Genomic DNA, 23,612 nt, shown 5'->3' on the forward strand with positions numbered 1-23,612 from the left:
AGGTCGGGTTATGGCTCACGATTACGCCATTGAATCACTTCTCAGACCCGCCGTAGAGCTGTACACCGTGTACGTGTGCGCTGCAGGTGCATTCCTGTGCGTGTTCGCTCCCTGGGCGTTTGCGCTTACTCCGCTGTTCGGCATCGTGACCTCCGCGGGCTTTCTCGCTTTGGGCTTAGTGCGTCTGAAACAAGCTTGGCAGGTGCTGCGCTATCGTCGAAACATCCGTCGACTGCCTCATTACACGATGACCAGTAAAGAAGTGCCGGTGAGCAATCAACGTCTCTTCATCGGTCTTGGCTTCCGTTGGCAGCAGCGCCATACCCAGCGGCTGATGGACACTTACCTGCCGAAGTACGCCAGCTACGTTGAGGCCACCTCACTGTTCCGCGCAGCGCGTCGCTTTGAGGAGAGAGCTGAGTTCGCTCCATACCCTGTCCGGCTTCTGGCCAGAGCAACATCATGGGACGTGCCCATCAATCCTGTGCGACCTCTGCCACCCGTAGGCGGCTTGCCAAGGCTGCACGGCATCGAGCCATACGAGGAGAACGTCTCTCTCCCTTTGGGCGAGCGAGTAGGCCATTCGATTGTTCTGGGCACCACCCGTGTCGGAAAAACGCGCCTGGCTGAATTGTTCATCACTCAGGACATTCGGCGGAAAAAGCACGGCAAGCACGAGGTCGTCATCGTCTTTGATCCAAAGGGCGATGCAGATTTGCTCAAGCGCATGTATCTCGAAGCCAAACGCGCCGGCCGCCTGAACGAATTTTATGTGTTCCACCTGGGCTGGCCAGATCACTCGGCACGCTACAACGCCGTTGGGCGTTTTGGGCGGATTTCAGAGGTGGCCACCAGGATCGCTGGGCAACTCTCCGGGGAAGGTAACTCAGCAGCATTCCGTGAATTCGCTTGGCGATTCGTGAACATCATCGCAAGAGCCCTCGTCGCGCTGGGCCGTCGACCTGACTACCTGCAGATCCAGCAGCACGTGATCAACATCGAAGGGATCTTCCAGGAGTATGCCTCTAAATACTTTGATGAATATGATCCAAAGGCCTGGGAGGCGATCGTCGCTATTGAAGGCAAGCTCAACGAAAAAAACGTACCGTTCAACATGAAGGGCCGGCCGTTCCGTGTGGTGGCAATCGATCAATACCTGTCTCAGACGCGCGTGGCAGATCCAGTGATGGATGGACTGCGCAGCGCGGTCCGCTACGACAAGACCTATTTCGACAAGATCGTCGCCTCGCTGCTGCCACTGCTGGAGAAGCTGACAACAGGCCGCATGGCGGAACTGATCTCGCCGGACTATCAGGACGTGAACGATCCTCGACCGATCTTTGACTGGATGCAGGTGGTCCGCAAAAAGGCCGTGGTTTATATCGGCCTGGACGCCTTGTCGGACACAGAGGTCGCCGCTGCCGTCGGCAACTCTATGTTCTCCGACCTAGTCTCGGTCGCTGGCCATATCTACAAGTTCGGTGTCGACGACGGACTACCGGGCGGCGTCCCTGGCACCAAAGTGCCTATCAACCTCCATGCCGATGAGTTCAACGAGCTGATGGGTGAGGAATTCATTCCGATGATCAACAAGGGTGGTGGTGCCGGCATGCAGGTGACTGCCTACACCCAGACAATGAGCGATATCGAAGCGAAGATCGGCAACAAGGCCAAGGCTGGCCAGGTGATCGGTAACTTCAACAACGTGTTCATGCTGCGCGTCCGCGAAACGTCCACCGCCGAGCTGCTGACAAACCAGTTGCCTAAGGTTCAGGTTTTCACATCCACCCCGGCCAGCTCGGCGAATGACAGTGCAACGGGCAATACCGCGTTCACATCATCCAGTCATGACCAGGTGCAGCAGGTCAGCGTGCCAATGATTGAGCCAGCCCATGTCGTCGGCCTGCCCAAGGGCCAATGCTTTGCGCTCATGGAAGGCGGCAATCTGTGGAAAATCAGAATGCCTTTGCCTGGCCATGATCCTGATGAAGTAATGCCGGCAGATCTGCAGGCCTTGGCGGAAAGCATGCGTCAGACGTATCAGGTGGGCAAGGTCGACGACACTGGCTGGTGGTCAGCGCCCGGTTATCAGACGCTAAACGAGTCGCTGCCTGCAGATCTGCTCGACGACTTCAAAAAAATCGCTGTTGCACCTGAGGATGCGGCATGACTCTCGGCGGGTTGAGCGATCGGCAAGGGGGCATCTGATATGGCTGACGTTGCCGATCGCGCGAAACAGCAACAAGACCACGAACAGTCGTTCATAGGTTCTCTCTTCACCCTGCCCTTCCGATTCGCGGCAGTAATGTTCCTCTCTCTGGGGGGAGCCATTATCGTCGAATGGATCTGCATGTACTTTTTCTGGCCGGAGGCCGGTTGGCAGCACGCTCGCGCAATGCTCGATCATGAACTCAGCTGGCTCTCTAAGGGGTTCCTGCAGAGTGTGGTTGTTCAAGAGCCTGGCCGAACAGCTACATGGCTGGTTCAAACCACGTATGACTGGCTGGTGGTGAAGACTGAGCTTCAGGACTGGGTTCAACACACCTCTGATTATGCTGCGACAGGACAACGATCACGCGGTTTTGATATGCGCTACATGCTCGGTGTGGGAGTCAGCAAGTTTCAGGATTACGGCCTTGCTGCGCTCTACACGACACTGGTGTTTTGCGTGCGCTTGGTGATCCTGACCCTCGCAATCCCGTTATTTGTGATGACGGCATTTGTTGGTTTTGTGGACGGGCTGGTGCGCAGAGACTTGCGGCGGTTCGGTGCCGGCCGCGAGTCCAGCTACCTGTATCACAAAGCTCGAGCAACGATGGTGCCGCTGGTGATCATCCCCTGGAGCCTTTACCTGGCTCTGCCATTCAGCGTGAGCCCTTTGCTAGTGCTCCTGCCATGCGCGGCACTGCTCGGCCTGGCGGTCAGCATTACGGCGTCCAGCTTCAAAAAATACCTTTAGGTGCCCTCCATGCAATGGACAGAAGAACAACTGCCAGCTATTCACTCCTTCGCGAAGAAACTACTGGTCCAGGCGTTTGCCGGTACCGGGAAGACAACAACACTCGTCGGTTACGCCACGCATAACTCGTCGGTCAAAATGCTTTACCTCTGCTACAACAAAGCCGTTGAGATCGCGGCAAAGAACCGTTTTCCACGCAATGTGACCTGCAAAACAGCTCACGGCCTCGCCTACGCTGTCTATGGCAGCCAATACAAACAGAAGCAGGCTGGCAATCTGCGTTTGACCGACATCGCGAGGACGATCAATACCCAGGATTGGGAGCTGGCCAAAGATATCGTTTCTACCCTCAATGCCTTCATGGCCAGCAAGGATCTGGAGCTGCTGGAAGACCACTTTGTGCGATTCCAGAGCAACCGCACACTGACCTCGGTCCAGCAGCAGTACATGAGTAAAGCGCTCAACCTGACCAGAGACGTTTGGCAGAAGATGGTCGATATCAACGATCGCTCAGTCCCCATGACGCACGATGGCTATCTGAAGCTGTACCAGATGAGCCAGCCAGATCTGAGCCAGCGCTTCGGTGCGATTTTGCTCGACGAAGGGCAGGACGTGAACCCGGTAATCGCGAATCTGGTCCAGATCCAAACAATAACTCAAGTCACTGTAGGTGATCGGCATCAGCAGCTGTATCGGTTCAGAGGCGCTGTGGATGCTTTAAACAGCCCGGCGATGAAGGACGCCGAGAAGCACTTCCTGACTCAGAGCTTCAGATTTGGACCGGCTGTTGCCTACGTGGCCAACGTCATCCTTTCCTTCAAGGGTGAAAAGATCCCCCTGCAAGGCCTGGGACAGCCGACGTTGGTGAAACGAGCCTTACCGGACGATCTCCCTCACCGCACCTACCTGCACCGTACTGTGAGCGGTGTGATCGAGAACGCGCTGCGCCTGGTCAACCAAAACCACCGCATGCAGTGGATCGGAGGGATCGACAGCTATTCCTTGCGCGATCTGGAGGACCTGTTCTATTTCAGCCGGCATATGAATGACCAGGTCCAGCAGCGCAAATTGCTGACCGACTATGCCGATTACGACCAGTATGTCGTGATAGCGAAGGCCACGCAGGATCCTGAGATGCTGCGCTCGATCAAAATCATCGAAAACTACGCAGATCTGCCCCAACGAATCGAGCAGCTGCGTGCTGCATCTGTCACGTCGGAGCTCGATGCAACCGTGACCCTTACCACTGCGCACAGAGCCAAAGGTCTGGAGTGGGACTTCGTTGGGCTTTATGACGACTTTTCTGCGGATCCGCTTTCCCCTGACATCGACGCCGGCAAACGCGACGATGAGCTGAACCTTCTGTACGTAGCTGTCACACGAGCCATCAAGATTCTGGCCGTCAACTCTCTTGTGATCGACATCATGCAGCGCTTCAAAGATATGAAGCAGCGCTCGAAACCTTGATGCGCTGCCCCATTCCCAATCAACTACCTCTTATGACGCAAGTCTTCTTCGGTCAGATCTAAGAAGGCAGGTTCTACACCGCAATGAGCTACTACGCTTTGAAAGCTCGCGTGTGTCCAATCCGGTTTACGTTCGGAATCAAGGGTAACGATTGCCCACGAACCGTCTGGTGAGATGCCAAGACCGGGGGCATATCGTTCGATCCAAACAGAACGTTCAAGAATTTTATCCATTGACGAAAGCGCCTTGGGAAGGGCTTTTTCAGAATCAAGACGCTTAACAACACCATACATGATGTCCTCAATAACGTTTGTAACGGACGTGCCGTTGTAGTCACGAAGTTGAGCTATCAGACAGACAAGGGATCCGTCATCCTTGATACGCACACGAACAAAACATGCTCCCATGGAGTGGAAGCCTTTGTACTCAAAATTGCGGTAGTCCAGCGTCTGCATCCCTACGTTTCCTTTGAAAATAACTGCGTGGACCGGCTCATGACCGGCGTAGTAAATATCTCACTACCTATACCATTTTCCAAATGGAATAGGTTTGGCGCTTCGCCCAGCGCTTAGAGACTGCAAAAATGACCTGCCCTTCCCCATCTGCTTGCAGTAGGTATCCGATGACACTCTATGAATACACCCAGACCTTCGTCCCCCTGCCCTACAAAACCGTGACCAGCGGCATGTTGATGTTCAAGTCGATAGATGAGACGACCCAGCCGGATGTTGAGAGGTATCTGAGCGACCCAGAAACTCTGGCCGTATTGAATCGACATGGCAGAGAAGGATGGGAGCTGGTGAGCGTTCAGCAGATAAATCGCGGCCGTGAACAGATTGGCAACCAAAACGCACAGGGCTGGGCGCTTGGCTACACACTCAGTACGGGCTTCCTTTTCTTCTTCAAACGCTGCGTGAGAATTCAGCAAGTCGAATAATGGGACTTCGACCTGCTTTCTGGCGATAAATGACTTGAAGGGAGTGTCGCTGGCCTCCTAAACGTCATGAGCATCGTCCAAGTCGTCAAGAAGCCATGAATAATCTTGATCAAGCATAGGTCTCATCGAGTCGTCGAAATGAATTCTCGCGCGTTTGAGCTTAAAGTTGGACGTAGGCTCGGTTATTTTCCAAAATTTTATGGTCGATTTTTCCCCTCCCAGCATCGACATGGTCGACTCAAAAATTGCTGAAGGACAGTTCATACCAAATGTGACGGATTTGACAGGGAATGGGCTACGGTCTAACCCGATGGGAGCGAGTAACCTCCATTCTTTCTCGTATCTCCACTCGCCCGACTTTGTGAGTAGAGAGGCCCTCTCGACCTCGAGCTGCGACTGTACGTCGCCATCCTGCAACCACCGGAGAATTGAGTCGGCTAGTATTTCACGGCTCTTGCCATACACCACTTTATGGATACGCGTCGATTTGAGATCCGAAGTGTCATACTCAATGCACACACCTCGATGCTGCTGCCCATAGTGTGACCACATCAATGGGCTTGTCGCATTCGCACTGAGACAAAGAACGCCCGTGGCAAGTGTGTCTTTTACTTCACTCTGAATCAGCATCAACAGCTCACGTTGATAATAGCCTGCCTGATCGGTGATCTCTGGATCCGTCGCCATGTACTCTATTCCACGGATAGCATCCTGTACCTCGGTCTCCCCGAGTCGAGCTCGGTGCAAGTCGAGTTTCTGCCCCTTCAACTTTAAGCGTTTCAGCGCTGCAGAGGACTCCTTCTCTACGCGCCTAATGACCATTAACTTTAGAAGCAATTTCAGTCTTTCAATGCTTTGGTCACCAGCGATTACGACAGGCCGGCAATCTAATGGGTCGTTGAACGTCCCTGGATCAGCGTAAAAAACTTTTCCGTGGTACAGCTGCTCTACCATACGATCACTGAAACTTAAATATTTGTACAAGCTTGCTGGTGCTTTACCCATCACATCAATAACTCCAATCCTTCCCTATGAAGCTCTCAGCAGCATGTCTGCTCCGACCCACCATTGAGAGCGCTGCATGCTGTGCATTAAAGCCTCGCCAAACGACTTTCTTCAATGAATCTCTGGCCGGATGAGCAGTTAGCACGCCAACCTAAACCCCCTCAGACCTAAAAAGGGTTTCGTACTGATTCCTTCCGGGGCGTTGGTCATGCTGTGGACATAGATTCCTACAGCTTCCAAGGCCCGCGACGTGAAAATCAAACTCCCCGCGATCAAACCAGCGTTTTCAAGCGTGCAGATCTGCCTGTCTGCAGTCCTCATATGCACACCGCTGCTTTCCTCGCATGCCCGAGCAGCCGGCACGGCTTCCGAGCAAGCCAACGTGGAAGTAATGATTCGCCAGCTCAATGCGCTTGAGGCCGTAGCACAGCGCAGCGCTAACCTACCCAGTGAATCGGCCCAGCGCTATCACCTGGATTACTCCAGATTAGTCAGCGATATCGCACGCATTCGCCAAGGCCTGCAGGATTATCTGACTCCCTCTCGGGCACAGCCCCGCGACCCAGTCGAGATATCAGGCCAATACAACGTCAGCGGTGATCACACGCGATGACGATGTCCTCCACCCAGATCAGTGCCTTTCAGGCCGCTGCCGGCTTTTCACCGTCCAACAGCAACACGCTTTGGACCGGGCTTGCTATGGGCATCCTCATTCTGTGGGGCGTCTGGGTGTTTACAAGCATTTATCGCGGTTGGGCGACAAGAAATCTTGCAGCTCCAGCGGCTGCAGTAGCAGCTACTCGCTGGGCGGTGCTGTTCATGATTATGACTTTCATGCTGTTGAGTTGATTTTTCCAAGGAGACAAAGATGACGCTGTATCGATTATTTTCCCAGGCATTTGCCCTTTTTCAGTCCCGCCGCTCAATCGTCCTGATGGCGGTAAGCCCAGGTAGTGCTTTTGCAGCGCTACCAGGCGCACAGGCTCCGACGCGCGGCACGGGGACCAGCTTCATACAGACGATTCAAAACTACGCGTTTGATGGCTTCACACTACTTGGGTTGTGTCTCTGCGCTTACGGCATCGTGATGGTCGGACGCCATGCGCTTGGCGTCTTCCACGAAATCCATATGGGCAAAGCCAAATGGGCTGACTTGGGCAGCACTGCCATAGTCGGTGTGTGCTTGATTGGCGTCACGATCTACCTGGTCACTACAGCTTCCAACATCCTTTGAGTCGCAGAGGCTTCCATGACTGAGCGCCAGCAAGATCAGCATGAAGACGGCACCCTGCGTTTTCTGCCAAGTCGATTGAACAATCAGCCAGTGGTGATTGGCGGTCTTACGGCGGACGAGATGTGGGTCACTGTATTTGGCTGTGGTGGGTTTGGCTTTGTGATTGGTCTGCCGCTGGCCTTCATGGTGACTCCATCCATGCCGGTGGTATGCGCCCTCATAGGAGGAGTATTGGGAATGCTCATCGCATCTAGGGTCTTGCGACGCCTTAAACGCGGTAGACCAGAGACATGGGTCTACCGCAGGTTGCAGCTACAAACGGCGATGCTCGGCCCGACCTCATTCAACAAAGCCAACCTGGTCCTTCGATCAGGCAACTGGACTTGCCGCCGGAGCGAGCACCGATGAGCCGTTTCTTGAAGTTGGCCGACTCACAACGCGCCCACATCACAAGCTTGAGAATAGCCATTGTATTGCTCGCGCTTATCAATGCCGGGCTCGGTGTCGGCTGGTGGAGCGCCCCCAAGCAATTGACCGTTCACGTTCCGCCAGATCTGAGGTCTGGAAGCACGCGAATGTGGTGGGATGTCCCTCCCCAATCGGTATACACATTCGGCCTGTACATCTTTCAGCAAATGAACCGGTGGCCGGTCGACGGCGAGCAGGACTACCAAGCCAATATCACCCGTCTGGATGCTTACATCACGCCATCTTGCAAGCATTACCTTCAGAGTGATTTTGAACTGCGCAGGTCTAGCGGTGAGCTACGCAAGCGCGTCCGAGGCGTGTACGAAATTCCAGGTCGAGGCTATGGAGATTCGCCAGAGATCAGGACGGTGACCAACTCTATCGACGATTGGACTGTCACGCTCGATATCACAGCAGACGAGTATTACGGCGGGCAGTTGGTCAAGCGTGCCCTCGCGAGATATCCGCTCCACGTTGTACGTATGGACGTCGACCCTGAAACCAATCCCTTCGGTTTGGCCTGGGACTGCTACAACGGCGCACCACAACGCATCGAGGGCAATGTTGAAGCTCCCGCAACTCCGTCGAAAGGAGTCTTCAAATGAGTGTATTGCGGGTAATCACATGCTCGACATTACTGGCGGTGTTGGTTGGCAACGTCCAAGTCGCCTCGGCAGTCGAGATTCTCCGCTGGGAGCGGTTGCCGCTGGCCGTTCCTCTGCGCATCAATCAGGAACGCATCGTCTTCGTTGATCAGAATGTTCGTGTTGGACTCCCGCGTTCGCTGACTGAAAAGCTGCGGGTGCAGAGTACGGGGGGCGCGATCTACCTGTATGCGAAGGAAGCGATAGAGCCAACTCGACTTCAGCTGCAGAACGCCAAGACCGGTGAGATCATTCTGGTCGACATCGCTGCTACAGAGGCATCTACGGATCAAACGCCGCTTGAGCCGGTGAAGATAGTCGAAGGTGAAACATCATCCGCACGCTATGGAGGGGCTGCTACAGCACGCTCAGCCAAGGCCACTGCGAAGAGCACGGACTCATCCAGCCGTTCAAGCGATGAAGACGATGAACCAGAGGAAGTGGTCAAGCGTGAAACTCCCGTCCCAGTCGTCCTCACCCGCTATGCAGCCCAGATGCTCTATGCGCCATTGCGCACCGTTGAGCCTGTAGACGGCATCGCCCAGGTGAAGGTTGAGCGCAACCTTGATCTGGCCACCCTGCTTCCCACTCTACCTGTGAAGTCCACACCCTTAGGTGCATGGCGTCTGGATGATTATTGGGTGACTGCTGTGAGGCTGCAGAATCAGACGACGCAGCGCATCACGCTTGACCCTCGCGAGCTCATGGGTGAATTCGTCACTGCAGCGTTTCAACATCCTTACCTTGGATCACGCGGCGATGCCAGTGACACCACGACCTTGTACCTGGTCACGCGGGGACACGGGCTGACACAGGCGGCCGTATTCTCGGCGACCCAAGCAGACCCGCGTGCAGCGCAAGGAGCGAAGCATGAAAGGTAATCCGCTGCTCAAGTACCTGGTGATTCCATTCCTCCTGATTGTGATTATCGTCGGCATCAAATCACTGGGAAGTGCCCCCGCACCAAGTACCGAAACCCCTGCTCCAAAACTGACGGCTGAGCAAGCCAAAGCTCTTGGTGTGGAAGGCGACACGCCGAGCGACACGCTGCGCACGGTCGTCGCAGAAGGACGCGAGCTCAAGCAACAGATCACAGACGTCATTGCGCAGAACAATGCCTACAAGCAGGACAACGAGACGCTCAAACAGCGACTGGCAAACGTTGACCAAAACGTCGAACAGCGCCTTAAAAACGCCCAGGAGCAGTTCAAGCTGGATAGTCAGCAGCAACAGCAGAGCGTGCTGGAGGGCTTGCGCAAACAGATGGATGAACTGACCCGAATGGGACAAAACAGTAATTCCAGTTCGGACCTACCGATTGGTTTGGGTGTTCAGCCTGGTGATGGCCAACAGTTCAAATCGGAAACAAGCGGTTCAGACATCGTGTGGATTGATCCACAGGACGCGACGGCCCTGGACAGCAACGGTAAACCGATCACTGCCGGCAATAGCGTCCCAGCCAGCGCCCACAGCTTTCCTACAGCCTTCGGCGAGTCCGTAGACCGAGGCCAGAAAGCGCTCACAACAGGCGCTCAGTCTGTCCGCGATGACATGGGTGGCCAGCAACAGGAACGTAAGAAGGTACGTCGTGCCTATACCCTGCCTCAGAACTCGACGTTGATGGGATCTGTGGCCATGTCAGCGCTGATTGGGCGAGTCCCTGTTGATGGGACGGTTAATGACCCCTACCCGTTCAAGGTCCTGATCGGTCCCGACAACCTGACCGCCAATGGCATCGACCTTCCCGACGTAGCGGGTGCCGTGGCCAGCGGTACAGCATCCGGCGACTGGACCCTCTCATGCGTACGGGGGCAGATCAAAAGTCTGACCTTCGTGTTTACCGACGGCACTGTCCGCACGCTGCCAGCACCGGTTCAGGGTGGGAATCAACAGAACAACAACCAGAACAACTCTGGAGACCAACAACCCATCCAGGGTGGTCTGGGCTGGATCAGTGATCCATACGGCATTCCCTGTATTGCGGGCGAGCGACGCAGCAATGCTCAGCAGTACATCGGCTCACAAGCCCTCATTACCGCAGCCGGTGCTGGAGCAGCATCGTTGATCAAGACCGAGGGAAGCACCTCCTCTTACGTCTCGAACGCTTCTGGGACGCTGGGTAGCACCGGTTTGTCTGGTAACGAGGCGATGGGAAAGATCCTGACCCAAGGAGTCACAGACGTTTCGAGCTGGGTTAACAAACTCTACGGACAAGCGTTCGCGGCCATATATGTACTGCCTGGTGCGCAAGTCTCGCTGCACATCGATCAAGAGCTGGAAATTGACTACGAACTCAAAGGCCGCAAGGTCAAGTACGCCTCAGGAGCGAACCATGCCAATGCCAACCTGGATTGATCACTTGGGGTCAGCGCGCAGCGCGCTGTTGTATTGCGCTCTCACTGCGGGCTTGCTGGCTGGATGCTCGACAAACAAAGAGCAAATGCTGCCACATGGTCAAAACACCATGATGGACGTCTGGAATCAAGGCACGACCGGTTCGGCCGGGAGCGCTAGTGGCCGGCAGTTGCTCGATGCGCGTTCGGAGTTACGCCGTCCAATCGACTTAGGCGCTACCCAGCCTTTGCAGGACAGCGCGGCCTACACCCGTACCGCTCAAAACGAGATCTACAGCCAGTTCAAACGACTGCCCAATCCGGATCTTGTCATGTATGTGTTTCCGCACCTTGCGGGCTCCGATCCAGCACCAGTCCCTGGCTACACCACTGTGTTCCCTCTCTATCAGCGTGTGCAGTACGCCATGCCTGGCGAGCGGGTCGAGGACTACTGATGACTCTTTTTCAACGGCTCAAAAGCCGCGCGTCCCTCAATTCAGCTACGCAGACGGATATAGCGGGCGACCCTCTGCTGAGCGAGCCTTCAGCGGTCGAACTTGAACAGCCTGAGGATGATCTGGTTGGGGATTTGAAAGCTTCAGATCAAAACGATGTGGATGCTGCCCTTGAACGTTACCTGAAGCGACTGGAGGATCAGGGCATACCCGCGCCAGGCGATTGGAGAAACCCGAAGCAGAAGCCTGCCACGGTTGGCGACGTCGCCGCGCTGTACGACGTCAAGCCGAGCTTTGTCGACCTCCTTCCATGGATTGAGTACCTGCCAGCTGAGCAAGCGATGCTGCTTGAGGATGGCAAATCCTTGGCAGCATTCTTCGAACTGACTCCGATCGGCACTGAAGGCCGTGATCCCGAATGGCTTCGCAAGGTGCGCGATGCCCTGGAGAACGCGCTGCAAAACAGTTTTGACGAGCTCGATACTTCACCTTGGGTTGTGCAGTTCTACGCGAAGGACGAAACCAGCTGGGATGACTACCTTCGTAACCTGCGTGAATACATCCGACCACAGGCTAAAGGCAGCCCGTTCTCGGAGCTGTATCTGGATCTTTTCAAGCATCACCTCGATGCAATCGCCAAACCTGGTGGTCTTTTTGAAGACACCACAGTTTCAAAATTGCCTTGGCGTGGCCAGCAGCGCCGCGTGCGGGTAGTCGTGTATCGCCGGGTAGTCGGTGATGCAGCGTTCCGTGGCCAAACCCCTGCCATGCACCTGGACAACATTTGTCAGCGTTTCACAGGAGGTCTGGCCAACGCCGGCATTAAAAGCAAACGGATGGACGGTTACGACATCCGACATTGGCTCCTGCAGTGGTTCAACCCTCACCCTGATCACCTGGGCACGACGCTCAAAGACTTTGATCGCTTCTTTCAACTGGTGAACAAACGCACAGAGGATGCAGGCGAGGATCTCCCACTGGTCACTGGCGACGACTTCGCCCAGGGACTCTTTTATCGAGAGCCAAAATCCGACAGTCAAAAAGGCTTGTGGTACTTCGATGGCCAGCCTCACAGAGTCATCATGCTGGATCGGCTGCGCGAAGCCCCGAAGACCGGCCACCTGACTGGCGAAACACGTAAAGGCGGTGATGCCTTGCATGCCCTGTTCGACAAGTTGCCTGAGGACACTGTGTTGGCCATCACCCTGGTCATCACACCTCAAGACGTGCTGGAGGCTCATCTTGAAAAGCTGGCACGCAAGTCGGTGGGTGACAACCAGGCTTCACTACTGACCCGCGAAGCGGTAAACGATGCCAGGAAACTGATCGGTCGTGAGCACAAGCTGTACCGAGGCAGCATCGCCTTTTACCTCAAGGGAAATGACGAAGCACAGCTCACCGCGCGCAGCATGCAGTTGACCAACGCATTGCTGGGTGCCGGTATGGAACCCGTAGCATCTGACGACGAGGTGGCCCCGCTCAACAGCTACCTGCGTTGGCTTCCCGGGAATTTCGACGTCAATCAAAAGCGATCCATGGACTGGTACGTGCAGATGATGCTCGCCCAGCATGTTGCAAACCTGTGCCCGGTGTGGGGTCGCTCCAGTGGTACTGGGCATCCTGGCATCACGCTATTCAACCGTGGTGGAGCTCCACTGACATTTGATCCATTCAACAAGCTGGATCGTCAGATGAATGCCCACATGTTTCTGTTCGGCCCCACAGGGGCAGGTAAGTCCGCCACGTTGAATAACCTGCTCAACCAGCTCATTGCGGTTTACGCTCCCCGCCTGTTCATCGTCGAGGCGGGTAACAGTTTCGGCCTACTCGGGGATTTCGCGAAAAAGCTTGGGTTGACAGTCAACAGGATCAAGCTGGCCCCGAACTCGGGCGTTAGCCTGGCTCCGTTCGCTGACGCCATTCGCTTGGTAAACACTCCGAGCCAGGTCAAGACCTTGGACGCTGATGACCTAGAGAGCTCTGACGAGGACATGAATGCCAAGCCCGATGAAGACGATGATGAACGGGATGTCCTCGGCGAGATGGAAATCGTAGCCCGTTTGATGATCACCGGCGGTGAGGAAAAAGAGGAAGCTCGGCTGACCCGGGCTGACCGCAGCGTAATCCGACAGTGCATCCTTGCAGCGGCCAGAATTTGCTCCGACGCCGATCGCACCGTCCTGACGGAAGATGTCCGCAATGCGTTGCGCGCGGCCGGGGAAGACACCTCCATTCCCGAGGGCAGACGCAATCGGATGCTTGAAATGGCCGAAGCCATGGACATGTTTTGCATGGGCGCCGACGGGGAGATGTTCAACCGTGCGGGTACGCCTTGGCCTGAGGCAGATCTGACCATCGTCGACTTGGCCACCTACGCACGTGAGGGCTACAACGCCCAGTTGTCGATCGCTTACATCTCGCTGATCAACACCGTGAACAACATAGCGGAGCGTGATCAGTACAAGGGCCGTCCTCTTGTCAACGTGACAGACGAAGGCCACATCATCACCAAAAACCCCCTCCTCGCCCCTTACATTATGAAGATCACCAAAATGTGGCGAAAGCTCGGGGCCTGGTTCTGGCTGGCAACACAGAACATGGATGACTTTCCTCCCTCAACTGCACCAATGCTCAACATGATCGAGTGGTGGATCTGCTTGAACATGCCGCCTGACGAAGTGGAAAAGATCTCCCGTTTCCGTGAGCTCACACCTGCACAGAAAGGCTTGATGCTGTCAGCACGCAAAGAGAGCGGTAAATACACCGAAGGCGTGGTTCTTTCGAAATCGATGGAAGTCCTGTTTCGCGCTGTTCCGCCGAGCCTGTACCTGGCATTGGCCATGACCGAGCCTGAAGAGAAAAAACAGCGTTACGACCTGATGCAGTCCATGGGTGTCGACGAGTTGGGAGCTGCCCTGGAAGTAGCTGCAGATCTCGACCGGAAACGAGGTATTGAGCCCCTGAACATTACATTCCCAACACCCCGTGCATTGGAGAACCTGGCATGAGAGCCATGGATGCCCTGACTCAAAATCTGATCGACAGTCTGACCAAAATACTTCAGTGCCCGCAGGAAGACTCCCTGCTCGCATTGAAGATCTGCGCGCCGGTATTGATCGAGCACTTACAAGTCGTCAAACATGTAGCGGTAGATCGCCGAGAGATTCAGTCCCAACTGCACAAAGCACTGGATCAGTGGCTTGAGCATCACCCTCAGCCTGAAAGCGCTCAGAAAGCTCTTCTGACGCTGCTGGATCAGGAGCTGCTGGCAAAACAGATTCTCGACAAAGAGGCCTCCGCATGAAGCGACCGACGCGCCGGCAAATCCTCTACTGCATCGGTGCGGTCGCCTTGGCTATCTCACCTTTTCTGCTGACCGAGGTGATTCAGAATAACCCTGGCGTCACAGGTGACCCCGTGGCGCCGGCAGCCGATCAGAAGAGACATAGTGGCGGATGGGTATACGGGAGCCGTGGCGCCCGTTTCACCATCGTCGAATATGCAGATCTGGAATGCCCCTACTGCAAGGATTACTTCCCACACCTTAAAGCCTGGGTTGATCAGCATCCAGACGTGAATCTTCAGTGGCACCATCTGCCCCTGACGATGCATGAGCCTGCAGCGAGCTATGAGGCTCGTTGGGCTGAGTGCGCGGGGATTGAGGGAGGCAATGACGCTTTTTGGCTCGCAGTCGAGCTGATTTATCAGCGTACTCGGTCGAACGGTGCTGGAACTGCTGGCAATCCGCAGATCCCTGGGCTTGAAGATCGACAGCACTTCATTGATAACTGCGCTGCGAGAAACCTGTCTGTGCAACAGGCCGTCATTAGCCAGGCTCACAAGGCGAGCCAGGGCGGCATCACAGCCACCCCTACGCTGGTCATTAAGGACAAGCAATCTGGTCGCTCGATCAAGCTGCAGGGAGCACCTGACGGTAACGTGCTTCTTTCCGCAATAGATTGGCTGGCAGCGGGGCCGACCGCTGGTGCTCAGAAGTGAACGCAAACGTCTTCAAAAGCGAAGTAGTGGTCAGCTCACGCCACCCTGTTCGAGGTCGGGTGTGCTGGAGCTACGTATGGAATGGCCACTGCAACTAACCCGATCATTATGTCACCACTCACTAGTCGCGAATTTGCGATGAGACGCCCCCAAGGATGGCGCGATCATGACTCCCGATGCTGGGCGAAAAGGTCGCATCTTTACCAGATCTTCGAGCCCGATAGCTTTGGTAGTGACTACATTGATAATGTGCCCAGCCCCATAGAAGTGTACAGATACTGTATATTCTATACAGCCTGTAAGGATGTTCCGAAGCCGCTACCAATTCAGACGAAAAATACTGATTTTTCTGATCTGCTGCTGCACTGCACTGCACTGCACGCAAAAATTATATGCGTACATCCCCAACTCTGAAAAGGGAGATGATAGTAAGCATCTCATCCGGTAGCTGAAGCCGGGCATGCCAGATATAAGTACTTACCTTCATGGAAGCTTCACAGAATACTCCAACCAGGCGTGCTGAATAAGACTCCTGGTGGGCAGAATCGTGTTTGAGACAAGATTCGGACCAAAAGAGCGAATTCTGGATACGGAAAATAGTTTTCTCTTGGAGAAGCACATCCGTTGAAAATCGTGTTTACTAGCCGTCTCCATATCGTAGAAACGGATTTCCCATGCGAGCACTGGCTGATGGATACATCCCGGTAGACCGAACATTTCGTGAACTTGAATTTGACTCTGCTGCCAGCGATGAAACAGTGTTGACGCAGGTATTTGGCCAGGAAAGCGCGCTTCGCTGGGAAGACCTACTTCGAGAACCGCGAGTCGTTGTGTTGTCGGAAGCCGGGGCGGGGAAAACAGCTGAAATCCAAAATGCTGCCAGAAGACTTAGGAATGCAGGCAAGCACGCTTTTTTTATGCGAATAGAGTCCATCACCTCAGATCTGGAAAGTGCCTTCGAAGAAGGCACACACGCTGAGTTTCACGAATGGCTGGCAAGTGGCGAAGAGGGGTGGTTGTTATTGGACTCGGTGGATGAAGCACGATTGCGACATCCAAAGGATTTCGAGGTCGCTATCAAGCGTCTCAGCCTAACACTCAAAAGCGTGATGCAGCAGGCCCACATCCTCATCACAGGACGTACTTCTGCCTGGAGAGTGAAAACCGACCTTATATTGTGCCGAACTAAATTTCCTTTCCAGGTGCATAGATACGAGTCAAATGAACAGGATGCACCTGATGAGCTAGGCGTCGTATCCCGCGAAGATCCCCCTGAGCAAAATGCCGCCGCACCATTCAAAATTTTCGCGTTAGAGCCTCTAGATGGTGATCACATCACCGCATTCCTCCGTGCGAAGGAGGTCCCAGCCCCCAAAGATTTTCTTAATCAGGTTGAGCTTATGGATGCGGGCTCTCTGACAACACGCCCGCAAGACCTGATTGAACTCATCGATTACTGGAAAATTAACCACACCATTGGCTCTCGTTACGACCTGATGCGCAGTAGCGTTGATCGTCGCTTGCAAGAGCGTGATCAGGACAGAGCACAGGCTCGATCGCTCACTCCACTGCAATCGCGAAAAGGAGCCCGGCTTGTTGCGGCGGCTGCAACGTTATGTCAGCAGTCAGCGATTCAAACGCCCGACGGGGAACACAACGATCAAGGGCTAGACATACGAGAGATTCTTCCTTCATGGGATGATGCGAAGCGTCAGCTGCTTTTGGAGCGACCCATCTTCGACGGAGGCATCTACGGTACGGTTCGCTTCCATCACCGTTCAGTGCGAGAGTACCTGACTGCAGAGTGGCTAAGTGAGCTCCTCAAACAGGACTCATCACGCCAACAAGTAGAGAATCTATTTTTTCGAAGTCAGTACGGGTTAGAGGTCGTGATCCCCGTGATGCGACCGGTTTTATCTTGGCTAGTGCTGAAAGACGAACGGATCCTCGACCATGTTTGTAGTCTCTGCCCCGAGGTCATATTTGAAGGCGGCGACCCCAGTCGGCTACCTCTTCCGGTTCGAATTCGTATCTTACGAGACGCTTGTAAGCAACTCTCGCGACCTGCGTATAGCAGATCAATTACTGATTTTTCATCTATCAAACGGTTTGCAGCGCCGGATCTAACTGATGAGATCAAAGCCTTGCTAATTGAGTTCGTTCATAACGAGGACACGTCATGGTTTCTACTACTGATGGTTTGGCAAGGCCGAATGACAGGAGCAGTAGAACAGACAATGCATCTTGCACTGAACTCTCCCCTGCACGGCACTCGGGTTGCGGCGTTTCAAGCCTTGTCAGAGATAGGGTCTAAAAAAAATCGGCAGGATGTACGAACACAAATTCTTGAAGAGGTTGACGAGCTTCATCAAGAATGGTTGCAAGAGCTAATACCTTGGCTCGAGCCTAGTGAAGAGTCGGTCAGATGGCTGGTTCGTGCGCTTGAGCAATCAGCTCCTGCAGAGCGATATATTATTGACTCTTTGACCAGAGTGCTTTCTAAGCATTTAGCAGACTGGCCGGCCTCAATTCTAGCAAATCTAGCTATAGGGCTGCTTGAACTTCTAAATACGCCTCCATTCTTGCAGTCATTCACAACCAGTATATCTGAACGATTTCAGTGGCTGACCAACCCTACAGCCCAAATCATATTGGCACTGATCAGTAGCCGAGCTATTTCGGCTGTAAGTGAGCCAGTGCTGTCTCTGTTGCGTAAGATCCCAATGCTCCACGAAGTTGGCGAGCTCGATTCAAGCAGAATCGTAGAGTCACTGCAGCAGCACGTAGCTAATTGGCCTGAACTGAATCAAGTATTGTTCTGGTACGACGTAGCCGAGTCGCGGGAGTACTTGAGATCTTACAGTCATGGGCTCCAACCCCTAGTCCTTTCTTCACAGGTAGGAATTTTCGGTCATCTGTGGTCGTTTGACGAAAAAGATCTCGTATGGATATGCGGAGACATTAGAAATCGGGAGTTACCGGATGACAAATCGGTGGCGTTGACTCTGGCGTTTTCGCTTTACCGCGATAGCGGAGAGCGTAGTGATGTTTTGGAGTACATAATTTCTGCATGTCCAAGGGACGACGCTCTGGAAGCCTTGCTTCAAAACCTGATAAATCCTCCGCACAATCCCCCCCAGGAATGGGCTGTGCAGCACGAACGCCTCAGAAGAAAAGCCGCGCGTCGGGCCCTTGTGAAGGATGGCCGCAAGCGTCAATGGAGGGAACGGCTACAAGCCGAGAAAGCATTGATCAGAGCTCCTCAAGTGCCAGGACAGTTCAACAAGTACCAATGCTATTTGCTGGAGCGGCTGAGCAGACCATCGAATGGCTCCTCCAATTGGAGCGAGAGAACTTGGCGCGATCTGACTCCAGAATTTGGAGAAGACGTTGCATCCGCCTTCCGCGACGGCGCTGTCGAGTTCTGGCGTGAGTACAAACCTTTGCTGCGCTCCGAAGGTGCAGTTCAAAACTCAACGCTCTACAGCGTCATATTCGGGCTGGTCGGGCTATCCATCGAAGCAAGGGAGGATGAAGGTTGGTTGAAAGCCCTCTCACACGAAGAGGCAGTCCTGGCCACTCGGTACGGCTTGCATGAACTCAACGGTTTCCCGGGCTGGCTGCCTGGACTCTACCGTGAATATCCAGCTGCGGTGCTGGATATATTAAACAAAGAAATCGATTTCGAGTTGACTATCAAGGAACCTAATTCAGACAGTTCTTACGTGTTGTACGATATTAGTTGGGCTGGAGAATGGTTATGGAATGGATTGGCCCAGAGCTTCATCGAGCGTCTAAGAATTACCCCGAAGAGCGTTAAACGGCTTCGCCAAATGCTGACCATAATCCAAGGTTCATCTTTGGAGCAAACGTCTATCATCGGACTAGTGTCTCGCAAAGCGAAAGCCACAAAGGACCTAACAACAGCGCCGCTATGGTTTGCAGCATGGGTCGGCGTTGAACCTCATATGGCCATTCCAGCACTCACCGCACGGCTATCTTCGATCCCCGATGACGCAAGTGCGACTGACTTCGCAATACGTTTCATTACCGCACTAGTCAGCAGTCGTCGAGAGCGAGCATTGGCACGCGACGCTTTTCGCACCATAGACCATATGAAAGCATTGTATTTACTCATGAATACCTATATCCATGAAGAACGTGACATTCGGCGTGCCAACTCTGGAGTTTATTCACCGGAGTTGAGAGACGACGCGCAGGATGCCCGCAATGCGTTGTTCACATTCATTCGCGATACCCCTGGCAAAGAGGCGTTCTATGCCCTATTAGAAATTTCAAAGCATCACCCCAACAGTAGCTCGCGGCCTTGGATGGCTTTGCAAGCTAAGGAAAAAGCTACACTCGACGCGAATATGGCTCCCTGGACCCCTCAGCAGGTATGCGAATTCAATGATCGGCTGGAGCGCACACCCGCAACCCATAGAGACCTATGGGATCTGACTGTGGTACAGCTCCTAGACCTTAAACATTCACTGGAAGACGGCGACTCCAGCATCGCGTCACTTCTTCAGCCAGCGTTCCAAGAAACCGACATCCGCAAATACATCGGCAACTGGTGCAGAGAGCGGTCCCGAAATCGCTACACGGTGCCTCAGGAAGAGCAACTCGCTGACGATAAGCGTCCAGACCTGCGCTTCCACGGTCAAGGCTTTGATGCTCAGGTTCCGGTTGAACTGAAGCTTGCGGAGAAATGGAGCGGCGACCAGTTGCTGGAGCGTTTGGAAAATCAGCTGGCCGGGGACTACCTCCGCGATATTCATTCTAAATATGGCGTCTACTTACTGGTGTATCACGGACAGAAGCCGGGGAAAAAATGGAAGCTCGACGCCGGGAAAGTTGCCGAAACTTTCGAAGAGTTAATCGAAGGACTGCAACAATACTGGAGGAAGCTCGCCCCCCAATTTCCCGAGGTTGAAGATATTGAGGTTATTGGAGTGGACCTCACCAAACGAGGTATTCCCGCGCAAACGCCGTCCAGGAAGCGTCTCAAAAGACAGAAGAGCAAGCCTTAGCGCAAGTACTTGAACTCTGAATTCAAAGATTCCTAAATGCCAAATGCAGGCAGGGTTCCATGCCTGCCTCGAGGCGTAGGTCCCTGTTTATAAACGCTGGTCAACCATGAGGCATGGTGTGGCGTAGCTCGAAACGAACACACTAGAGATAGCCCAGCATAGAAAGGCCGTCTGAGCTTGCTGTCGTCCGCAAACCTCAATCGTCCTGATAACGGTTTCCTACTGACGACAGTTCATTAATCGCGTTTTCTGTACCTGACACCACCTGCAGGTACTGCCTAATGCCACCCTCCAGACCTTACCGTCTCAGCTGCAAGAACCACATGGCCTTACTGATCTTGATTGCGGCCATACAGGTCCCCCTCGCGAACGCGGAGACGTGGATCGTTACTGACCGGAACCACCCAGTTCAGGCACCGGCACGTGTCCGGCTGATCCTCCTGGACGAATCAGAAAGGCTTGAGGCCAAGCTCTCTGAAGGACTGCCGGCTAATCAGCAACAAGCCATCGCAATCATGCAGCAACGCCTCAAGAGCAGCGATGCGCAGCGCTTGCAACGAGATCTGGCTTTATCTCAACAAGATCTCGTAGACGCTTGGAGCATGGGGGTAACGAAGGTACCTGCAGTGGTGGTCGACCGCAAGTTTGTTGTGTACGGCGAAACCAACGCTACGGCGGCTGAAAATCGCGTTGCCCAGTGGCGCGCCGCCGCCAAACATCAGAACGCATCTGGCCAGGGAGATGCCCCGCGATGAACCTGCGAAAGCCTCCAGCGTGGGCAGCCTTGGCCTTGTCGATCTCAACTTGGCCGGCAGCAGCGGGCACGGTGACATCTGCCACCCTGGTCGCCTCAACCCTGTCGCCTGACTGCCTGGAGTACAAGGTGGTCGGAATCTGCTACTGGCTGCTCTGCACTCCGTTTGGATGCAAGGTAAAGACGTCGACCAAGGTTCGTCACTTCGTTCCAGACGCCGTGGTCTCAAGCTACTCGAATACCGGTGAAAACCCGTGGGTTGAGGTTTCTTCGTTAAGCTCATCAACTTCGTACGCCCAGGATGGTGGTGACGGAACCACCAATCACAACAACGAAGATAGCCTGGCCAAATTCAAAAACGCTGACGTCATAGGCCACCCCGGAGGAGCAACATTCAGTAAGTTTGCCAGCGCCTCGGGCTATGCCTGCCAGGGTGCTGCCACGCCCTACATGCCCTACCTGCTGAGCACTTTGGACACTGTCGCCTGGCGTTACGGCGTTCCAGAATCAGTGTATCCAGAAGCACTGATTCCCGGCCGTCGAGAGGTGGGTGGTCTGACGTCGGGGGACATGTGGGGAAGCGTCTACCCTCGAAGTGGTTTTATCCATCAAGCCGACGATTACAAGGCGGCATCCGTGATCGCGCAGCGTGCAGGTGACGTGGTCACTCGCAGCGGTCAGGTTCATGTCTATCAACCGCTTCTGGCACAGCCGCAGCCAGGCTACTGGCCGGCAGGAGAATTGATCGAGACCGACGCCACCACCGGTAAGTGGCAAGAGCTCACGCCGACCCTCAGTCAAAGCTGCGCGGTATTTCCAAACTCCCAGCCCCGTGTGCAGGCAACCGATGGTGGCTACGCCTGGGCGTTATGGCGCCCGTATTCCTGCTGCAAGCGGGAAGGACAAACCTTTCTTGGCAGTACGGACTTTCAATGATGATCAAGAGGACTTCAACTATGCGCCGCGCTGCCTTTCTGACTATTGCATTCATGAGCACCCTGACAGCCCATACTGCTCTCGCCGAAATCCCGGGAATCAATGCAAGCTCATCGGGCAGCGTGATCGGTGACGACGTGCTCTACAGCGTTGGAGGCGGCAACGCTGTGACGATGGGTACGGCGGGGAATATGGATAGCATCAGCATCGGCGGAGGTTGGAACAGCAACCTGGTCTGCGGAAACATGAGTATGAACAACACGCTCCAGAATCAGTTGAATGGAGCAACTTCCGGATTTCAGACGATCATGGGGTCGATGATCTCGAACGCTACCAGCGCCGTTTCATCACTACCAGGACTGATTATCCAGCGGGCTAACCCGGCTTTGTACAACCTGCTCACCAACGGCATTCTGCAGGGTCGTCTTGACTTCGACCGCTCCAAAGGCACTTGTCGTGCCATTGCTGACAAGATGCTCGATGTCGCTGGAGGACAGATGGGCTGGAACAAGATCGCCGAGGGCCAGGCTATGAGTCAGGCGGTGAAAAACGGGAACACAGATGCTGTCTCAGCCGTTGCACAGGTCGAAAAGCAGGGAGGGAATGACGGTATCACCTGGCTCGGAGGAAATAAGGCCGGCGGATCTGGCCAGCAACCTATCAAGGTCGTAGGTGACGTTACTCGTGCGGGATACAACTTGCTGAACGGACGCGGCGCAGCCGATACATCGTCCATTAGTCCGTCGGCCTGCAACAACGGCATGGTGTGCTCCACCTGGTCCTCGCCTCAGGCAGCCACCACGTTCGCCAATCGTGTACTGGGAGAGCAACAACAACGCACTTGTGAGGACTGTACCAAAACAACCTCCACCGCCGGCGTCGGGCTCACTCCTCTCATCCAGGAATCCTACGACTCCAAGCTCAAGGCGCTGCAGGAATTGATCTCGGGCAGCAAAGCGCTCACCTCGGAAAACTTGACTGCAGCGAGTAGCGATTCTCTGCCTGTTACCCGTGGTGTGGTCGAGGCACTCAGGACTGAGCATGACCAGGATATCCTCGCAAAACGTCTTGCTTCAGAGGTCGCGTTATCTGAGGTTCTCGGCAAAGCGCTACTGCTTCAGCGCACCATGTTCACCGGCAGCAAAGAGCCGAACATTGCGGCCAACGATGTGGCCCTGCAGGCGGTCAGTCAGCAGAACAGCAGCCTGCAACAGGAAATTGACAACCTCAAGACCGAGTTGGATATGCGTCGCAGCTTGGCCAGCAACTCACCGACAGCCATCCTACAGAGGGCTCAGAGCCGTAAGGACAGCTCCAAAGGCATCTTTCAAGGCGATCCAACACCCGACCGCCTCGATCAGCTGCAGAACCCTGCAAAAGGTAACTGA

At 54.5% G+C, this 23,612-nt stretch carries 21 protein-coding genes; 19 read left to right on the forward strand and 2 right to left on the reverse strand.

Annotated features, from left to right (window positions below):
- Nucleotides 1–10 precede the first annotated feature (10 nt).
- Genes traD through BLR20_RS08245 form a run of 3 tightly spaced genes read left to right on the forward strand, consistent with a single transcriptional unit; the run spans nucleotide 11 to nucleotide 4,426 of the window.
- Nucleotides 11–2,170, forward strand: coding sequence for a type IV conjugative transfer system coupling protein TraD (gene traD, locus BLR20_RS08235; protein WP_005895408.1), 2,160 nt, complete (start codon nucleotides 11–13; stop codon nucleotides 2,168–2,170).
- Between the two features lie 39 nt (nucleotides 2,171–2,209).
- Nucleotides 2,210–2,959 (forward strand): TIGR03747 family integrating conjugative element membrane protein, encoded by a 750-nt coding sequence (locus BLR20_RS08240; protein WP_054994232.1) that lies wholly within the window; start codon nucleotides 2,210–2,212, stop codon nucleotides 2,957–2,959.
- A gap of 9 nt (nucleotides 2,960–2,968) precedes the next feature.
- Nucleotides 2,969–4,426, forward strand: a complete 1,458-nt coding sequence (locus tag BLR20_RS08245) for a UvrD-helicase domain-containing protein (protein ID WP_054994233.1) — start codon at nucleotides 2,969–2,971, stop codon at nucleotides 4,424–4,426.
- A gap of 23 nt (nucleotides 4,427–4,449) precedes the next feature.
- Here BLR20_RS08245 and BLR20_RS08250 read toward each other — a convergent pair whose 3' ends face one another.
- Nucleotides 4,450–4,881 (reverse strand): hypothetical protein, encoded by a 432-nt coding sequence (locus BLR20_RS08250; RefSeq protein WP_017699417.1) that lies wholly within the window; start codon nucleotides 4,879–4,881, stop codon nucleotides 4,450–4,452.
- A 167-nt stretch (nucleotides 4,882–5,048) separates the two neighbouring features.
- Between BLR20_RS08250 and BLR20_RS08255 the strand changes: the two genes are divergently transcribed.
- Nucleotides 5,049–5,363 (forward strand): DUF4177 domain-containing protein, encoded by a 315-nt coding sequence (locus BLR20_RS08255; protein WP_054994234.1) that lies wholly within the window; start codon nucleotides 5,049–5,051, stop codon nucleotides 5,361–5,363.
- 57 nt (nucleotides 5,364–5,420) lie between these two features.
- On the opposite strand, the gene BLR20_RS08260 is transcribed toward BLR20_RS08255, so the two are convergent.
- Nucleotides 5,421–6,368, reverse strand: a complete 948-nt coding sequence (locus BLR20_RS08260) for a DUF2971 domain-containing protein (RefSeq protein ID WP_235810023.1) — start codon at nucleotides 6,366–6,368, stop codon at nucleotides 5,421–5,423.
- 250 nt (nucleotides 6,369–6,618) lie between these two features.
- Between BLR20_RS08260 and BLR20_RS08270 the strand changes: the two genes are divergently transcribed.
- The 15 genes from BLR20_RS08270 (at nucleotide 6,619) to BLR20_RS08340 (ending at nucleotide 23,612) form a co-directional block, all read left to right on the forward strand.
- A complete protein-coding gene (locus BLR20_RS08270; protein WP_074594590.1) occupies nucleotides 6,619–6,981 on the forward strand; it encodes an integrative conjugative element protein, RAQPRD family in 363 nt (120 codons plus the stop codon).
- Nucleotides 6,978–7,217, forward strand: coding sequence for a TIGR03758 family integrating conjugative element protein (locus BLR20_RS08275; RefSeq protein ID WP_054994236.1), 240 nt, complete (start codon nucleotides 6,978–6,980; stop codon nucleotides 7,215–7,217). The genes BLR20_RS08270 and BLR20_RS08275 overlap by 4 nt, the downstream gene beginning before the upstream one ends.
- A 19-nt stretch (nucleotides 7,218–7,236) precedes the next feature.
- Nucleotides 7,237–7,602, forward strand: coding sequence for a TIGR03745 family integrating conjugative element membrane protein (locus tag BLR20_RS08280; RefSeq protein ID WP_054994237.1), 366 nt, complete (start codon nucleotides 7,237–7,239; stop codon nucleotides 7,600–7,602).
- 15 nt (nucleotides 7,603–7,617) lie between these two features.
- Nucleotides 7,618–8,010, forward strand: coding sequence for a TIGR03750 family conjugal transfer protein (locus BLR20_RS08285; RefSeq protein WP_054994238.1), 393 nt, complete (start codon nucleotides 7,618–7,620; stop codon nucleotides 8,008–8,010).
- Entirely contained in the window at nucleotides 8,007–8,675 is a 669-nt protein-coding gene (locus BLR20_RS08290; RefSeq protein ID WP_054994239.1) for a PFL_4703 family integrating conjugative element protein, read from the forward strand. The genes BLR20_RS08285 and BLR20_RS08290 overlap by 4 nt, the downstream gene beginning before the upstream one ends.
- Nucleotides 8,672–9,595: a TIGR03749 family integrating conjugative element protein gene (locus BLR20_RS08295; RefSeq protein ID WP_054994240.1), complete on the forward strand. Its 924-nt coding sequence runs from the start codon at nucleotides 8,672–8,674 to the stop codon at nucleotides 9,593–9,595. The genes BLR20_RS08290 and BLR20_RS08295 overlap by 4 nt, the downstream gene beginning before the upstream one ends.
- Nucleotides 9,585–11,069: a TIGR03752 family integrating conjugative element protein gene (locus tag BLR20_RS08300; RefSeq protein WP_054994241.1), complete on the forward strand. Its 1,485-nt coding sequence runs from the start codon at nucleotides 9,585–9,587 to the stop codon at nucleotides 11,067–11,069. The genes BLR20_RS08295 and BLR20_RS08300 overlap by 11 nt, the downstream gene beginning before the upstream one ends.
- Nucleotides 11,047–11,502, forward strand: a complete 456-nt coding sequence (locus BLR20_RS08305; RefSeq protein ID WP_074594593.1) for a TIGR03751 family conjugal transfer lipoprotein — start codon at nucleotides 11,047–11,049, stop codon at nucleotides 11,500–11,502. The genes BLR20_RS08300 and BLR20_RS08305 overlap by 23 nt, the downstream gene beginning before the upstream one ends.
- Nucleotides 11,502–14,510: a conjugative transfer ATPase gene (locus BLR20_RS08310; protein ID WP_074594595.1), complete on the forward strand. Its 3,009-nt coding sequence runs from the start codon at nucleotides 11,502–11,504 to the stop codon at nucleotides 14,508–14,510. The genes BLR20_RS08305 and BLR20_RS08310 overlap by 1 nt, the downstream gene beginning before the upstream one ends.
- On the forward strand, nucleotides 14,507–14,806 hold the full coding sequence (locus BLR20_RS08315) for a hypothetical protein (protein ID WP_054994242.1): 300 nt from the start codon (nucleotides 14,507–14,509) through the stop codon (nucleotides 14,804–14,806). Before BLR20_RS08310 ends, BLR20_RS08315 begins: the two co-directional genes overlap by 4 nt.
- A complete protein-coding gene (locus BLR20_RS08320; protein WP_054994243.1) occupies nucleotides 14,803–15,501 on the forward strand; it encodes a DsbA family protein in 699 nt (232 codons plus the stop codon). Before BLR20_RS08315 ends, BLR20_RS08320 begins: the two co-directional genes overlap by 4 nt.
- A 674-nt stretch (nucleotides 15,502–16,175) precedes the next feature.
- On the forward strand, nucleotides 16,176–20,534 hold the full coding sequence (locus BLR20_RS08325) for an NACHT domain-containing protein (RefSeq protein ID WP_054994244.1): 4,359 nt from the start codon (nucleotides 16,176–16,178) through the stop codon (nucleotides 20,532–20,534).
- 281 nt (nucleotides 20,535–20,815) lie between these two features.
- Nucleotides 20,816–21,289 carry a TIGR03757 family integrating conjugative element protein gene (locus BLR20_RS08330; protein ID WP_074594597.1) on the forward strand — a complete coding sequence of 158 codons (474 nt, stop codon included), beginning with the start codon at nucleotides 20,816–20,818 and terminating at the stop codon, nucleotides 21,287–21,289.
- Entirely contained in the window at nucleotides 21,286–22,224 is a 939-nt protein-coding gene (locus tag BLR20_RS08335; RefSeq protein ID WP_024960184.1) for a TIGR03756 family integrating conjugative element protein, read from the forward strand. The genes BLR20_RS08330 and BLR20_RS08335 overlap by 4 nt, the downstream gene beginning before the upstream one ends.
- Nucleotides 22,221–23,612: an integrating conjugative element protein gene (locus BLR20_RS08340; protein WP_029572036.1), complete on the forward strand. Its 1,392-nt coding sequence runs from the start codon at nucleotides 22,221–22,223 to the stop codon at nucleotides 23,610–23,612. Before BLR20_RS08335 ends, BLR20_RS08340 begins: the two co-directional genes overlap by 4 nt.

The sequence above is a fragment of the Pseudomonas congelans genome, from assembly GCF_900103225.1.
Lineage (GTDB): Bacteria > Pseudomonadota > Gammaproteobacteria > Pseudomonadales > Pseudomonadaceae > Aquipseudomonas > Aquipseudomonas congelans.

Bases quoted from the DNA above. Each gene is read 5' to 3' on its own strand.
- BLR20_RS08340 (WP_029572036.1), top strand. From the start codon at position 22,221: ATGATGATCAAGAGGACTTCAACTATGCGCCGCGCTGCCTTTCTGACT.
- BLR20_RS08300 (WP_054994241.1), top strand. From the start codon at position 9,585: ATGAAAGGTAATCCGCTGCTCAAGTACCTGGTGATTCCATTCCTCCTG.
- BLR20_RS08260 (WP_235810023.1), bottom strand. From the start codon at position 6,368: ATGGGTAAAGCACCAGCAAGCTTGTACAAATATTTAAGTTTCAGTGAT.
- BLR20_RS08290 (WP_054994239.1), top strand. From the start codon at position 8,007: ATGAGCCGTTTCTTGAAGTTGGCCGACTCACAACGCGCCCACATCACA.
- BLR20_RS08280 (WP_054994237.1), top strand. From the start codon at position 7,237: ATGACGCTGTATCGATTATTTTCCCAGGCATTTGCCCTTTTTCAGTCC.
- BLR20_RS08330 (WP_074594597.1), top strand. From the start codon at position 20,816: ATGCCACCCTCCAGACCTTACCGTCTCAGCTGCAAGAACCACATGGCC.
- BLR20_RS08320 (WP_054994243.1), top strand. From the start codon at position 14,803: ATGAAGCGACCGACGCGCCGGCAAATCCTCTACTGCATCGGTGCGGTC.
- BLR20_RS08325 (WP_054994244.1), top strand. From the start codon at position 16,176: ATGCGAGCACTGGCTGATGGATACATCCCGGTAGACCGAACATTTCGT.
- BLR20_RS08285 (WP_054994238.1), top strand. From the start codon at position 7,618: ATGACTGAGCGCCAGCAAGATCAGCATGAAGACGGCACCCTGCGTTTT.
- BLR20_RS08240 (WP_054994232.1), top strand. From the start codon at position 2,210: ATGGCTGACGTTGCCGATCGCGCGAAACAGCAACAAGACCACGAACAG.
- BLR20_RS08305 (WP_074594593.1), top strand. From the start codon at position 11,047: ATGCCAATGCCAACCTGGATTGATCACTTGGGGTCAGCGCGCAGCGCG.
- BLR20_RS08245 (WP_054994233.1), top strand. From the start codon at position 2,969: ATGCAATGGACAGAAGAACAACTGCCAGCTATTCACTCCTTCGCGAAG.
- BLR20_RS08310 (WP_074594595.1), top strand. From the start codon at position 11,502: ATGACTCTTTTTCAACGGCTCAAAAGCCGCGCGTCCCTCAATTCAGCT.
- BLR20_RS08275 (WP_054994236.1), top strand. From the start codon at position 6,978: ATGACGATGTCCTCCACCCAGATCAGTGCCTTTCAGGCCGCTGCCGGC.
- BLR20_RS08315 (WP_054994242.1), top strand. From the start codon at position 14,507: ATGAGAGCCATGGATGCCCTGACTCAAAATCTGATCGACAGTCTGACC.
- BLR20_RS08295 (WP_054994240.1), top strand. From the start codon at position 8,672: ATGAGTGTATTGCGGGTAATCACATGCTCGACATTACTGGCGGTGTTG.
- traD (WP_005895408.1), top strand. From the start codon at position 11: ATGGCTCACGATTACGCCATTGAATCACTTCTCAGACCCGCCGTAGAG.
- BLR20_RS08335 (WP_024960184.1), top strand. From the start codon at position 21,286: ATGAACCTGCGAAAGCCTCCAGCGTGGGCAGCCTTGGCCTTGTCGATC.
- BLR20_RS08250 (WP_017699417.1), bottom strand. From the start codon at position 4,881: ATGCAGACGCTGGACTACCGCAATTTTGAGTACAAAGGCTTCCACTCC.
- BLR20_RS08255 (WP_054994234.1), top strand. From the start codon at position 5,049: ATGACACTCTATGAATACACCCAGACCTTCGTCCCCCTGCCCTACAAA.